Source organism: Rickettsia tillamookensis (assembly GCF_016743795.2).
Taxonomy (GTDB): Bacteria; Pseudomonadota; Alphaproteobacteria; order Rickettsiales; family Rickettsiaceae; genus Rickettsia; species Rickettsia tillamookensis.
This window is the reverse complement of record NZ_CP060138.2, coordinates 1270327-1285457: the sequence shown is the minus strand read 5'-3', so window position 1 is coordinate 1285457 and position 15131 is coordinate 1270327. Positions and strand designations below refer to the sequence as shown.

Here is a 15131-nt window from a genome sequence, read left to right as displayed (position 1 = left end):
CGTCATTGCGAGGAAAAACTGTAAGTTTTGACGAAGCAATCTTAGGAATTTGCTATTATTTCATGAGATTGCCACGTCGCTTCGCTCCTCGCAATGACGTTTAGTTTTTAATGCCATAAGTACACTAGCCTTTCCAAACAAAATAACTAATTGTTATAACAATAAACGATACAATATACAAAGCATAATTAAAAACATATCCTGTTTGCGTTTTGCCGGTCAAAACGCTAAAGCAATTAACGACTCGTGAAAAACCGTTCGGTCCAAAACGATCGATTATTTTCTGATCACCAAGATAAAATAAAGAAGCTAAGCAGTTAACAGGCTTCACAATTAAGAAGTTATATAGCTCGTCGAAGTAATATTTATTTCTTAGTATGTTATATAGTGTTGTCATCCCGTGGCTTGTCCACGGGATCCAGTTGTCTTTATTTTTTTTCTGGATTCTGTGGCGGGGCCACGGAATGACAATACCGATAACAATCCCCGCTATGCCAACTGCCATAGGTAGTAGCTTAATATATAAAGGCGGGTGGCTAATTAGTAGTTTATAAATATGTAAGTTAAATAGACTTTCATGGAAATAGCCGTTTGGTTTGTCCATAGAAAGTAAATAATAACCGATCATACCGCTAAAAAAACTTCCTGCAACGAGTAATATAAGGGGATTATTCATTACTTTATCCGGTTCGTGAGCATGCTCAAAAACCTCTTTTTCTAGCCTAGTTTTACCATGAAACACAAGCATAATAATTTTCATTGAATAAATAGCGGTAAGTATTGCTGCCACTATCCCAAAAATGAACATAAACGAGCCGCTACTATAGGCTGCTTCTAAAATCGAATCTTTAGAGTAAAACCCTGCCAAAGGATAAATACCTATCAATGCAAGTGAGCCGATTAAGAAATTTCCGTAAGTTACCGGCATTTTATTTCTTAAATCACCCATTTTAAAAATATCCTGCTCATGAACTGCGTGTATTACACTGCCGGCTGATAAGAATAATAAGGCTTTAAAAAAGGCATGAGTTACTAAGTGAAATATCCCGCTATTATAGGCAGATACCCCGCAAGCCATAAACATATAACCAAGCTGACTACAGGTAGAGTAAGCAATAATCTTTTTGATATCGCTTTGCATAATAGCAATGCTTGCGGCAAAAAGACAAGTAACACCGCCTATTATTGTAATAAACTGTAGAACTAAAGGGCTATATTCAAACAAATACGAGCAGCGTGCTACTAAGAATACTCCTGCCGTTACCATGGTTGCTGCATGAATAAGTGCGGATACCGGAGTCGGTCCTTCCATCGCATCAGGCAGCCATACATGTAAACCGATTTGTGCAGATTTACCCATACAACCGATAAATAATAATAAACAAATAATATCTAGAATAGAAAACTGTAATAATATTTTTGTATTAGATAATAACTCTGCAGATGAAAATACATCTTTGTAATTTGCCGAACCACAATAAACAATAATCATTATTATGCCTAAGATAAAGGCAAAATCGCTGGCTCTATTAGTTATAAAAGCTTTAATCGCTGCTTTATTGGCGGATTCTTTTGAATACCAGAAACCAATTAGTAAATATGAGCAAACGCCGACGCCCTCCCAACCGAAAAATAACTGTAAGAAATTATCAGCTGATACTAGCATTAACATAAAAAAAGTGAATAAAGAAAGAAAAGATAAGAAGCGTACAATCCCCTTATCCTCCGCCATATAGCCAAGCGAGTAGATATGCACGACGCTAGATACCCATGTTACGGCTATAAACATTATGCTAGTGAGCTGATCGATATAAATAGACCAATTTACTTTAAAATTTCCCACCTCAATCCATGGTAATAATTTAATATGGATTATATTCCCGTCTAGACCCGCATCGCAAAATATTATTAATGAGAATAAGGCAGATAAAGATAAGAAGCCGGTTGCAATTATTTGAGCTAATTTTTTATCTATTATCTTTACGAATAACCCGTTTATTACGCTAGATGCAAGCGGTAACATGATGATCATTATGGCAAGATTTTGATACATCTCACCCCCTCATCTGATTAATGTCAGTGATTTCAATTGAGCCTTTATTACGGAAATATATTAGTAATATCGCAAGCCCTATTGAGGTTTCGGCAGCTGCTACAGTTAAGATTATGATGCTAAAAATTTGTCCAGATAATTCTTGCATATATATGGAAAAGGCAACAAAATTTATATTAACTGCAAGCAGCATTAACTCAATGGACATTAATATATTTATAATGTTTTTTCGGTGCATGAATAACCCAAACATCCCAATAGTAAAAACTAAGCTGCTTAAGATTAAATAATGATTAAGTCCTATATATTCATTCATACTTAATATTCTCAATACCTTTATTTAGAGTAGGCTTTGTCATCAATACAACATTACTTTTATTATGGGAGAGTTGCTTTGTAATATCTTGATGTTTTACTCCTTCACGCTTCTTTAGCGTTAATGTAATACATGCAATCATAGCGACAAATAAAATAAGCCCCGCCATTTGAAACGGTAGCATAAAATCGGTGTAAAGCACCTTACCTATTGCTTTAGTATTTGAGATATTATTTGTTATGGCAAACGATATATCGGAGCTGAAATTAATATTTTTAGTGCCAAGTAAAATAATTGTTACTAAATCAGCAAACATTACTAAAGCTATAAAAATACTTAAAGCCAAATTTTCTTTTAGCTGTGCTATTGCCTTATTAAAATGCATATCTAGCATCATTATTACAAATAAGAATAATACCGCTACAGCTCCAACATAAATCACTATTAGCATCATAGCTAAAAATTCTGCTCCAAGCAAAATCATAAGTCCTGCACCGTTGATAAATGCAAAAATTAACCATAATACTGAATATACGGAATTTTTGCTTAAAACAACGCATAAACTGCTAATAGTTATTAATGTTGCAAATAAATAAAAAAATATAGGCATAGGTTATATAGTGTCATCCCGCGACTTGATCGCGGGATCCATTAAAAATTTTTAGATCCCGCGATCAAGTCGCGGGATGACAGAGCGTAAATCAGTTACACCAACAAAGCATTAGAAGAAAATTTCTCGATCATCGGAGTAAATAAGCTTTCTAGTTCTTTGCGTATTTCTTCTTTATTTTCTACTTTTTGACCTTCTTTACTTAAAGTTAGCTCGCCTTTTTCTACATGACCAAGTACGGCCTCAATAATTGCTTTTTTATCATGTTTACCGTCCATATATCTAAGTGCAAACTTCTCAAAGAAATTAACGCCGATAGGTTCATGTTTTAAATTTGTAACCCACATAGAAGGTGTATGAGTTGCTTGATGTATCACCATTTTTGTTGTTTTAGGCTTATCAAGCTCAGGGTTATTTCGATGCTTCTGATTTGTAATACTAATATAACCTTGTAGTACTAGCTTCATTGCATTATTTAAAAGCTCAGCTTTAATTTCGTTTAATTTAGTACTATGTAGCTTTTTATTGGCTTCAGAGGTTATTTTCTCAAAGCTTAACGGATTATTTAGATTCTCGCTGAAAGTGTATAAAATAGCTTTCATATAAGGCGAACTAGTTGTTAAATTAGAATCTTTATTACCGTTTAAGAAGAATTTTAAGGCTTCGGAAGCATTATTAAGATCTACTTCTTTAATCGGCTTTTCAGGCACTATATTAAAGATCATATTAAATTTCGTTATATCATCATTGTTAATATTTCTATTAATTTTCATATCACTATGACATAGTAAAGTGGTTCTAAAACGACGATTCGTAATGAAATCCATATATTGTTCAGTTCTAACTATATCGTTCACCGCTTTTAACTGCTCTACTACTTTTGGCGGCATATTACCAAGATACATAGTTGAAAGATTACAATCGGCTAAATATTGTAAATTGTGCTTTCTTGCTTCATTCATAAATTCATGGAAGTAGAATTGAGCATTTTCTTCTTCTAGATGATCATGACGTAAATAATGATCGGTTTGTTTAGCAAGCAGCCCTGCTTCGGTTTTTAATACTTCTGCATAAGGAGTTTTAGAGTTTTCTAAGCTATCCTTAACAAATTCTAGTAACAATCTAGATTGAGCTATTCTATCACGTACATTTGCAAATGAGCTAGAATGATACATCATCATATCTCTAATAGTACGGACCATATTCCAGCCAGGGAGGGTATTATAGCTAATATATGCTATTCCATTTGGACTAAGATTTTTATTACAAACTTCAAAAATTTTATCTCTAACGGTTTTTGGTACCCAAGAAATTACGCCATGGCAAATTATATAATCAAACTTACCAAAAGAATCATCAATATCGGTTATCGAACAATGATGGAACTCTATATTTTTTAATCCTAGTTCTTTAACATTTTTATTTGCTTCGTCAATTTGTACCTTAGACAAATCAACTCCAACAAAATGAGCTTTTGGATAAAGAACTGCATGTGGTATTAAATTACCACCTGCTGCACAACCAAGCTCTAATATTTTTGCATTCTCGACTTCAGGAGCATTTACACCGAAAAGAGTTGCAAGTGTACTTAAGTGATAAGGATTTGTAAGAGCATATGGGTAGCTTTCATACGGCACTTCATCATAAGTGTTATGATTTGAAACCGCACCATTCAGAACAGGCTTAGTAGTTTTAGCCGTTTTATCATGACCGTTAAGAGTAGAAGAAGAGTTAGTAGCTTTTGAGGACATATTTTTTCCTTATATAGTTGGATTATTCGTGTCATCCCGCGGCTTGACCGCGGGATCTTGTATCACAGGCTGTGTCCTGAGATCCCGTGGTCAAGCCGCGGGATGACATTGCAGCTTTCATATAAATATTTCACAGAATTCTTAAAATGGCAATCTATAAGTAAATCCTATGCCAAATTCTCCAACGGCTATAGTTTTTTTGATAGGATTTGCCGGCACGAATTGTCCTGTTTTCATATCAAGCGTATCATAATTAATTCTTACTCTATATGCCGTTTGTAATTTTGCGGTTGCATCAATACTTAAATTTGAAGTTATATCTTGTGAGACTCCAAGACCTGCTTGCCACGCAACACAATTTTTATGAGTTCTTCTTACTTTAAAATAATCACCATTTATAACACTCCACTTAGAGGAGGTAGGCTTAACTTTTACTTGTGCTATTCCACCTCCAAGTATTACAAAAGGCGTGAAAGTTTTTATTTTTTCTAAATCATAAATAAGATTTAGCATATATATATTTGATAATACTTTAGTATTACCAGGAGTTGGAGGAATAGTGAGACCATTACTTAAATTTTGCTGAGGTAATACGTAATGCAGACGATATTTAGGTTGATAAGTTGCTGAGAATTCAATAGCTATCTGTGGATATATTATATAGCCTATTTTTCCGCTATACATACTTGATTTTTTTAAAATTATTTCGGTATTTGAGTGTTTATGTCGGAATTTACTAACGACCGGTTCAACTATTCCGCCTTCTGCTCCTATATAGAACCCTGTTTCTTTTGCAAAAGCAATGTTATTAAAAATGATGATAGTAATAAAAAATAATTTTAGTAATTTAGTCATTATAATTGCTTAAAAAATAAAAAAATATTATATACCCCCTTTATTAATGGTCAATCATATTTTTTCTAATTATGGAAGCAATTATACCAAATAGTAATAAAGTAATAGTTACAATGAGCGAAACATATGCCGGAATTGCTATATAATGATGAATAAATATTTTAAATCCGATAAATATTAAAATTAAAGCCAAAGAATATTTTATATAACTGAAACGTTCTACAATTTCTGCTAAACAAAAGAATAACGCTCTAAGCCCTAAAATAGCAAAAATATTTGAAGTGTAAATTATATAAACATCATTAGTAATTGCAAATATTGCCGGTATACTATCGATAGCAAAGACTAAATCTATTGCTTCTATCAGTACTAGAGATATAAAAAGAGGGGTAAAATATAGTTTGTTATTACGTTTAACAACAAATTTATCCCCTTCAAGATTAGGAGTAATATTTAGATTTTTTACTATTGACTTGTAAATATAAGAATTCTGTATATCAAAAGTTTTATGTGATACATAAAAAGTTTTTATACCGGTAGCAATAAGTATTACGGCAAAAATATATAATAACCAAGCAAATTTATTTATAAGAATAATACCGCCGTAAATCATTATGGCTCTGAATATTATTACGCCTATTATACCAAAAAATAAAACACGATGTTGATATTTCCCAGGAATTTTAAAAAATTGGAAAATAATAGAGATAACAAAAATATTATCAAGGGACATAGCTTTCTCAATGAGAAAGCAAGTATAATATTCACGAGCATGTTCTGCCCCCGTATTATAGTAAACATAGATACCGAATAAACAAGCTATTACAAAATAGAAAAGACTAAAAAGTACGCTTTCTTTAAAGCTCATTACGGTATTTTTTTTGTGTACTATTCCCAAATCGAGAACCAGTAAAGCAGCGATTACCGTATAAAAAATAACCCAACTCATTTATTTATCTCTTCATTTTATATTGCATGTGGAAATATAGTCCTCCACCAAACATAACTCTTAGCTGGAATCTAATAGTATTTTCTCCTTGTTTTAAATAACGCTTTATATCAATCGGTAAATTCTTAGCTTGTAATGCCTGACCTTGGTCCTGACCATTGTTACAGTAACTTTTCTGATCTAGAGAATTAACGTCAGTAGGGAGGCTAAGTAGCTTTGTGCCGTTGACATATATTAATGTGCAATCATCATACCATAAATCTTTTACTTCAAAATACTCAATATCGTCCATTATTGCATCTAAAGTTACTTTGAATTCTACTGTATGCAATATTGTATTTTCCGGTTTATTTGTTGCATCTATAAATGCCCCATCCTTTGGAAATGCCATAATGCTTCCCTGTTGTACCGGTTTTTTGTTTAAGATATAGTCACCTATTTTAGTTACCGGATTATAAGGGGTCTCAGGTAATTGACTTGATGGAAAGTCGTTATAACCGACCTTTATAGGCAATCCTGTAGATTCTCTACAGCCGACATTTTGACCTAAAGGTTCAAATTCAACAACTTTTCTATCAAAATATGATAAACAATGGCGTTCTAAAGGTTTACTAGGATCAATAACTATCCAATTCGTCGGGCATCTTCCTATTGCAAGTTCTCCTATATCGCTTTCATCCCATTCTGCATTACCGTGGGTGCTACCGGAAGGAGCATCAGCGGTGCTAGGAATTTTAGCACAAGTAGGTACTAATATAGGAGCACAAAGATCTAGCTCTTGCCAAGTTTTATCTCTTACATCCTCAGTCTCAGCTTTATATGTCGGCTCTGGAGGATGGTTTTCATCTCCTGCTGTATATGTCACTGTATAATATTTTGATTTATCATCTAACGGTACTAATTTTGGTCCTTTGTCAGGTCCTGGCTCGACTCTATCTTTATAATCCCTACTTAAAACACATACTGGAGTATTAGGGCTATTATTATTAGTATAGCAGTTACTTGGAATATTATTTATATTGCAAGCATAAATAGTAATACCTTCCACTGTTTCTTTTAGAGTACAGCTACTTGTATTTATGTTTTTGCTGCATAAACCAAGGTTTGGATATTTAAGGCTATATGTATTTTTAAAATTCTTACAATTTATAGTATTGTTGTTGTTTAGTTTAGCAAGTACACAATTTATCGAGTCATTATTGTAACCGGGAATAGGTGATCCATCAGGTAAAGTAGGAATCGGCATAGGATTACAATGTTGGAAATTTTTCGGCATCAAGCAGGCATGCGTTCCACCTTGGATATATTTACCGTTTATATATTCTAAATATTTTAAATATACCGCACTTGAGTCAGGCTTTCCATTGCTATCATAAGGTTCTTTATCGTCTTTATATTTACCGTGAATAGTCAACTGATTTAGAGCATTCTCTCCTGAAAACGGCATAGCAATATATTTATCATTTGTCGGATCTTTTGGTGGATCTTTAGGTATAAACGCAACGGAAGAACTATACTTATAACCGGCAAGCATTACTATACTTTCTGTGTCCGTGGGGTTGGGAGATGGAGGTCCGGCGTATGCTAACGGTGTTACAAGAGTGCTTGTTTCATCTATAATGTTAATAGTCCCATCTGTTTGTTTCTCTCTTACCTGCACTGAAGCAATGAATTGCGGTTTATAATAAGCATCGTTGGCATTGTTATTAGTACAGGTAATTCCGGCATATTGTCTTGAACATTCATAAGCAGCTAGACTATAAGAATGATTTACTCTCGGTACGCAATCTATTAAATTACCGGACTCAAATAAGCAAATATTATTAGGATTTTGCTTATCGTCTTCGGTATTACTAATAGAGACATAAAGTTTTCTATCTTTACCGTTATTGTCTTTTAGGGTGACATCTGTCTTTATAGGTATTAAGCTATTTGTATCTTGCCCTTGTATCTTAGGAAATTTTACGCTTACATCTTTAAATTCGCCTATATTAACTCCCCATACTTTTTGGCAGGTAGTTGAACTAGAACTTGGACAGTCCGGTATATCCTCTATGTAATAATCGCTAGGTGTTTCTACATTTCCAATTTTCTGCGAATATACTATTCTAAATCCCTCATTACAACCGTTAGCCGTAACACTACATGGCGTAGAAATTTCTGTATTAATACATGGAGTGCCTCCTGAAGTATTCTTACACGATTTAATTAAATCTTTAAAAGCCGTATTAGTATGAGTAATTTTTGCTGAAAGAAAATCTGTATTACGTGGTTCTACACAAGTTTTGAGATCAGAGGTAGAACTCGTGCAAAGCGGAACAAGATTGCTAAAGCTAACACGTATGGTATTATTAACAATATTGTTGTTAACATTTGATACTACACAAGGCGGCAAAGTTGAAGATTGTTTAAATACAGGTTTTCCTTTCTGAATATCCTCTGGGGTATTTTTTATGCTACATATATTATTAGCATTAGCATTAATACTAATATAATCTAAATTTGGACAATATGGCGGTGGAAAAGGTCCTAAGGGTAATTGTACACAACCAAAAGAATAGCTATCTACAGAACCGTTTAATGATCCAAGTGCTTCAATAACTTTTATTATTAAACTAGGGAAAAAATTAAAAACCTCTCCTATTGCGTTAAGTATTGATTGAAGTACTTTTATAAATTCTGAATCTTGATCTATCATACCAAGAAGCTGCCCTAATAAACTTGGTAAACTTGCTCCTTTTACCGTTTCAACTAAAAATTTTAATACTTTTGCAATAGGGCTAAGTTCGTTAGTTTGATGAAGAGGTTGACGATTAGGATTCCAGTCCATCGGATCAAGATGTACCCCGGAATCTGAAACAAGGTTAACAAGTCCAGGGTCGCTATAAGCACAAAGTTTAGGAGATTTTAAAGAAACTATTTTTCCGTCTACACCTATTATCTTATTATCAGTTTCTGTATAACCGACTTTATTGAGATGTACTCCATCGGTATAACCTGGATCTGCAGGGGAAGGTGTGGCGTTTATTCCGGGAGGTGGAGGCATATCCGGTACGGCAACTCTAGCACAGACTCTAGTTAGAGGTAGACCGTAACCCGTAGGCCATAATACACATTCTCCATCCCAATTTAAGGTGGAGTTTTGATTCCAACAAGCTGCGGCATTACAGCTTTGAACTCTAATACGAATTTTTGGAGTAAAGTAACTACTATCAGGGGCTTCTTCTGCACATCTATTGAGTAAAAAACCGATAAATGTACCTGGGTAATCAAATTTTAGTAAACAAGTATCATTATCGCGACCGTCGCTTTTATTCCAAGGTGGACACAATGTACCAGGTTTAAAAGGTCCTCTTTTTACTTCATTGTTGCCGCCTCTATTCCAAAACTCCGTTCTATCGCTTTGTCCGCAATTACAGGGATCGCTAAGACAATCGGCTATATCACCCCAAATAGATGCATACACATTAAATGAGAAAAATGAAAATAAGAAAAGTAGTAAATATTTTTTTAACACTTTGAGTATTCTTTATGTTCGTTGTTTTGTTGTCATTGTGAGAAAGCATTGCCCGTGTGGACCGATTTTCCGTCATTGCGAGCGACTGTAAGGAGCGTGGCAATCTCATGAAATTAAAACTAGATTGCAACAAAGCTTCGCTCCTCGCAATGACGATTTGGGTATCCACGCATGCAACACTGTCTCGCAATGACAATGGTTTTAGTAGCTATTCACATCATTCCGTATTTAACTCATTATATAGGTAATTAACCCAATTATCCGGAGGACCTTGGTGTTGTTCAAGTATTTTTTTATAAATATCCATTTCCTCTTGTCTGCTTGATAAAATACGGACAATTCCTATTAAAGCGGCAATACTTAATTCAGAAGCTATCGATTCATTATCCTTATTAATTAAGAACATTCTTGCAGAAAGTATTAACTGTGATAATTTTCGTATTTCCGGCTCGCTTAAACCTAAAATTTTATCTAAATCTTCTATTTTAACGTCAGAAGGTAGAATAATTTTAGTATTAATTAAATCAAGCCAAGGTTTTATAGTATATTTTGGATATGACTTAAGATAAATAAAATTGAAATTACTGACGAAAGCACCGTTATTTTGAGATAAATTATTATAGATTAAATTTATATTATCATAATAAACCTCAGGCCTGTAAAGTTTATCAAAATTATCGGCAGCAAATATTTTAGGTTTTGTGCCAACTAGGCTTAAATGATAAGTAAAAGCATAAATTACTGCCGCACTAATACTTTGGTGTTTCTTTAAATTATTATTAAATTGTTCTAAAAATTTTCTCTCCGTGGGGTAAAATTGTTTAGAAAACGGCTCATCAGTAAGTTTATATAAATTGAACCCTATAACTTTCCCTTCTTCAATGTTAAGAGACGGTCCGTCAAATAATCCGGAATATAATTGTCCTTCGGTAAAAACTTTAAGTTTATCAAGTATTTGTATTCCTCCTTCCTCCTTAAAATCCTCTAATTTTAAAATATCGGAAAAAATACGTTTTTCTTTTTCAATTGATAAAATTTTATTTTTTAATTTCTCTAGAAATGATATCTCTATTTCGCTAAGAGGGGCAATGTAATGACCGCTGATTAATTTTAAAAATTCTAAAATGAAAGCTTGTGATTTTTCTGTATCATCTACTAATAATGGATTGATAATTTGTTTGTCCGGTTCTAACCATTTGCCTTCTATTGATTCGATAAAAATTTTAGAATCATTATTATTAGAGATATAAATTATTGTTGGATCGTATTTAGTCGATTCTGATATTAGAAAGTTCAATAATACGGTTTTGCCGGTTTTTTCCGTACCAAAGATGCAAGTATTACCTTTATTCGTTTTATCATGAAAATTCATGAAATATGGAGTACCTTTCTCGGTTCGCAGTAAAGTTATAGCCTTACCCCAAGGATTATATTGATTACCGAGTGTAGTATTATGAAGAGCGGTAAGAGAAGCAATATATTCTACGGATAATGGTGACATTCTGCGGATAAAGGCAAAGTTAGCAGGTAATTGCGACCAAAATATTTGTTCAATATTAAGATCTTCTTTTACATGAATAATACCAAGTTTAAAAAGTTCGGTTGATGCTTTAGCTACGGCTGCATCTAGTTTATTTTCATCTTCTTCTATAACGGCAATTGAAATTTGCTGATTACAAAATTGAAAATCTAAATTAGCTGCATCAAGCTTATTAATCCCTTTATGATTAAGTAAAGTTGAGTCGTTAGTAATTTTTAGAATATGATCTTGACCACGCAATTTGGATATTACTTGTTTTTTGCTAACAAAGTAAAATATTTCAGTTATTATTAATTCAATCGGTAACTGTAAAAATTTATCCAGTGTATTAGAAGGAGTTTCTTGATATTCTTTTATAGATAGTAAAGAAGCGAATTTGTTATTTTTCTCATGATCCGTAACTACCATTTTATCGCCGCTAATTGTATAAATACTTCTACCTAGTGCATCAGATAAATCTATTATAGGTACCAAACAATCATTATTATTAAGGTTAGCTATTCGATTATATAAAAATAAAGGATTAGAAAAAACATTATCATTTTCAAATATTATGCCGAGTTTCTCAGCACCGAATTCATTTAAATCGTTTAAAATATTATTAGTGATATTTTCTAGTTTTTGAAAAGCTGAATCTAAGTAGTTATTTTCAAAATCAGTAATTAATTTATTAGATAAAGAATTTATTAAAGAGTTAAAATTTTTGATGTCAACTTTAGCAGAATCATGTACTATAGATATATATAAAGTATTAACGAATTTATCATTCCAATGGTTTTTTCTTTGCCATAGTGCATGAATATTTGCTGGTAATAATTTTTTGTAAGGAGTGGAATCATCTAAATTTTGTTTTTCTCGTATTGTATGTAGCCAAAAAGCAAAATCATAATCGGTTATATTCTTTTTTATAGAAACTCTAACCATTTCACGTAAATTTTGTATGTTATCGCTTATTTTCTCTGAGTTAATGCCGTGTATTTTTATAATTTGTAGTAATTTACCGTCTTTGGTAAGTAAAGTATTTTCATTATAATGACATGCTATAGGTATAAAATTAGGAGCATTATAATTATATATATCTTTGTCAAATTTTCGTAAATCACTAAACACAAATAACCTAAATTTAAATTATTGCTTGTATACTATGTGTCATACCGTGGCTTATACCTGCGTTGTTGCATGGTTTGGTTTTCCGTCATTGCGAGAAGAATTACGTAGTAATTCGACGAAGCAATCTCAGGATATTTAACGAGATTGCCACGCATTCTACGAATGCTCGCAATGACGATTTGTTAGCCATGCAACAACGCATCGCTTTTGCAGGGATGACATTATAAAATCCTAGCATTATTACAAAATTACATTATTATTTATATTTAATAAACAATTATTCACTATAAGCAGTGATTTTTTGTAACCCTCCCATGTAATTTATCAAGACATCAGGTATAGTTATTGATCCATCTTCATTCTGATAATTTTCAAGTATTGCAACCATAGTTCTTCCGATAGGTAATCCTGAAGCATTTAAAGTATGAACTAAGGTAGTTTCGTTACTGCCGAATTCCTTATATCTTGCTTTCATTCTACGTGCTTGAAAATCTCCACAATTAGAACAGCTAGCAATTTCGCGATATTGCTTTTGTCCTGGAAGCCATACTTCTATATCATAGGTTTTTTTTGCCGCAAATCCCATATCTCCGGTGCAAAGTAACATAACACGATAAGGAAGATTCAGTTTTTGTAAAATAGTCTCTGATACATTAGTTATATATTCATGCTCATTTTTTGATTCTTCAGGGGTAGTAATAGATACTAGCTCAACTTTACCGAACTGATGTAATCTAATCATACCTCTTGTATCTCTACCGCTACTACCTGCTTCTGATCTAAAGCACGGGGTGTAAGCAACATAACGCATCGGTAATTTTTCTCTTGGTATAATAGTATCGGCGACTATATTTACTAAAGATACTTCTGCGGTTGGAATTAGTCTATAACCATTTGTTGTTGCAAAAGACTCTTCGGCAAATTTAGGTAGTTGTCCTGCATTATACATAGCATTATCTCGAACTAATACCGGAGGTGATATCTCAAAGAAGTCAAACTCTTTAGTATGAACATCAATCATAAAGTTAATTAAAGCACGTTCTAGCTTTGCTAAATCACCTTTTAACGTTACAAATCTAGCTCCAGAAATTTTAGCAGTTTGTTCAAAATCCATTAAATTTAATTTTGTACCTAGTTCAAAATGCTGTTTATTCAAAGCATTTGGATTTGTCTCTCCGTAAGTACGAACTAATTTATTCATACTTTCATCCATTCCGTAAGGTACTTCTTCGTCCGGAATATTAGGAAGCATATTTAATAGTTCATTTAATTCGTTATTATTATTTAGATCCTGTTCAAGTTCTTCCAACTTCTCATTTATATGTTTGACATCTCGTTGTAGCCCTTCAAACTCTTCGCCGCTTTTAGAGGCCATATTACCTAAAATCTTCGATTTTACCTTACGTGCGTGCTGAAATTCTTGGATTAAACTCGTAATTTTTCTTTTCTCTCCGTCGAGCATAGCAATTTTACTAGACATAGGTTCAATAAATCTTTGGCTAAGCTTTTCATCGAATAATTCTTGATTTTCTCTAATCCATTTGATATTTAACATTTAGTGTCCTCGGTTTTTCTATAAAATTACATATCATTATTGAAGTTTCATATAATAAAAGTAGCGGTATTGCAAGAGCAAACTGGCTTAAAATGTCAGGAGGCGTTAATATTCCTGCAATAATAAAGTTAATTACCACGGCAATGCGTCTTTTTTGCTTAAGTGTTTGTACCTTAACTATTTTTAGTATATTTAATATTATTATCACAACCGGTAGTTGAAAAGCAACTCCAAAAGCAATAATTAAATGAATAACTAAATTTAGATACTCGCTAATTCTTGCTTCCAAAACTATCGGTACTATCATATCACGTTTTTCAAAACTAAGAAAAAAATTCCAAGCTTTCGGCATTACAAAGTAAAAAACAAAAATACTACCGCACCAAAATAAAATAGGCGACATAAAAAGAATAAAAGCGATAATTTTTTTTTCATGGCGGTGTAACCCTGGGCTGATAAATAAATAACATTCCAAAGCAATTATAGGTATAATAATAGTAAAAGCAGTAAAAGCTGCAAGTTTAATATAGGTAAAAAATGCTTCTGTAAGCCCTGTATAAATTATATTTCGTACCGTATCACCGCTTAACTTAGCAAGCGGTTTTAATAAAAAACTATAAATATTGTCGCTAAAATAATAGCAAATAGCAAATATAATTATAAAAGCAGTAAATATTCTAAGAAGTCTTATTTTTAATTCTAATAAATGTTCTTGAAAACTATATAATTTCATAATTATGCGATTAATATATGTAGTAAGTAGACGAAGTTTAATTTGGAAAAGAGCAAGGAGTCCATAAGACGAGGAGCGGAACGTATACTTAATACGTGAGCACCGCAGTACTTATAGGACGACGTAGCCAATTTTTCAAATT

Annotated in this window: 10 protein-coding genes; all 10 read right to left on the bottom strand. The window is 32.8% G+C overall.

What is annotated here, in order from left to right; all coding sequences use genetic code 11:
- Positions 1-124: 124 nt before the first annotated feature.
- A complete protein-coding gene (nuoL, locus tag H6P87_RS06400) occupies positions 125-2023 on the bottom strand; it encodes an NADH-quinone oxidoreductase subunit L (RefSeq protein ID WP_246438129.1) in 1899 nt (632 codons plus the stop codon).
- Between the two features lie 31 nt (positions 2024-2054).
- On the bottom strand, positions 2055-2369 hold the full coding sequence (gene nuoK / locus H6P87_RS06395) for an NADH-quinone oxidoreductase subunit NuoK (RefSeq protein WP_202069341.1): 315 nt from the start codon (positions 2367-2369) through the stop codon (positions 2055-2057).
- The gene (locus H6P87_RS06390; RefSeq protein WP_202069340.1) at positions 2362-2979 is read right to left on the bottom strand and encodes an NADH-quinone oxidoreductase subunit J; all 618 of its coding nucleotides are present in this window, start codon (positions 2977-2979) and stop codon (positions 2362-2364) included. Before H6P87_RS06390 ends, nuoK begins: the two co-directional genes overlap by 8 nt.
- A 95-nt stretch (positions 2980-3074) precedes the next feature.
- Entirely contained in the window at positions 3075-4730 is a 1656-nt protein-coding gene (locus H6P87_RS06385; RefSeq protein ID WP_202069338.1) for a methyltransferase regulatory domain-containing protein, read from the bottom strand.
- Between the two features lie 141 nt (positions 4731-4871).
- Positions 4872-5585 carry an outer membrane protein gene (locus H6P87_RS06380; RefSeq protein WP_202069336.1) on the bottom strand — a complete coding sequence of 238 codons (714 nt, stop codon included), beginning with the start codon at positions 5583-5585 and terminating at the stop codon, positions 4872-4874.
- 43 nt (positions 5586-5628) lie between these two features.
- On the bottom strand, positions 5629-6534 hold the full coding sequence (locus tag H6P87_RS06375) for a TerC/Alx family metal homeostasis membrane protein (RefSeq protein ID WP_202069334.1): 906 nt from the start codon (positions 6532-6534) through the stop codon (positions 5629-5631).
- Between the two features lie 4 nt (positions 6535-6538).
- Positions 6539-10051, bottom strand: coding sequence for a hypothetical protein (locus tag H6P87_RS06370; RefSeq protein WP_202069326.1), 3513 nt, complete (start codon positions 10049-10051; stop codon positions 6539-6541).
- A 217-nt stretch (positions 10052-10268) separates the two neighbouring features.
- Positions 10269-12701, bottom strand: coding sequence for a VirB4 family type IV secretion/conjugal transfer ATPase (locus H6P87_RS06365; RefSeq protein ID WP_202069324.1), 2433 nt, complete (start codon positions 12699-12701; stop codon positions 10269-10271).
- Between the two features lie 277 nt (positions 12702-12978).
- Complete coding sequence (serS, locus tag H6P87_RS06360; protein WP_202069322.1) at positions 12979-14256, bottom strand: serine--tRNA ligase; 1278 nt, start codon at positions 14254-14256, stop codon at positions 12979-12981.
- Positions 14234-14989: a twin-arginine translocase subunit TatC gene (gene tatC, locus H6P87_RS06355; RefSeq protein WP_202069320.1), complete on the bottom strand. Its 756-nt coding sequence runs from the start codon at positions 14987-14989 to the stop codon at positions 14234-14236. The genes serS and tatC overlap by 23 nt, the downstream gene beginning before the upstream one ends.
- Positions 14990-15131 lie beyond the last annotated feature (142 nt).

Bases quoted from the DNA above. Each gene is read 5' to 3' on its own strand.
- H6P87_RS06390 (WP_202069340.1), bottom strand. From the start codon at position 2,979: ATGCCTATATTTTTTTATTTATTTGCAACATTAATAACTATTAGCAGT.
- nuoL (WP_246438129.1), bottom strand. From the start codon at position 2,023: ATGTTACCGCTTGCATCTAGCGTAATAAACGGGTTATTCGTAAAGATA.
- serS (WP_202069322.1), bottom strand. From the start codon at position 14,256: ATGTTAAATATCAAATGGATTAGAGAAAATCAAGAATTATTCGATGAA.
- H6P87_RS06385 (WP_202069338.1), bottom strand. From the start codon at position 4,730: ATGTCCTCAAAAGCTACTAACTCTTCTTCTACTCTTAACGGTCATGAT.
- tatC (WP_202069320.1), bottom strand. From the start codon at position 14,989: ATGAAATTATATAGTTTTCAAGAACATTTATTAGAATTAAAAATAAGA.
- nuoK (WP_202069341.1), bottom strand. From the start codon at position 2,369: ATGAATGAATATATAGGACTTAATCATTATTTAATCTTAAGCAGCTTA.
- H6P87_RS06380 (WP_202069336.1), bottom strand. From the start codon at position 5,585: ATGACTAAATTACTAAAATTATTTTTTATTACTATCATCATTTTTAAT.
- H6P87_RS06375 (WP_202069334.1), bottom strand. From the start codon at position 6,534: ATGAGTTGGGTTATTTTTTATACGGTAATCGCTGCTTTACTGGTTCTC.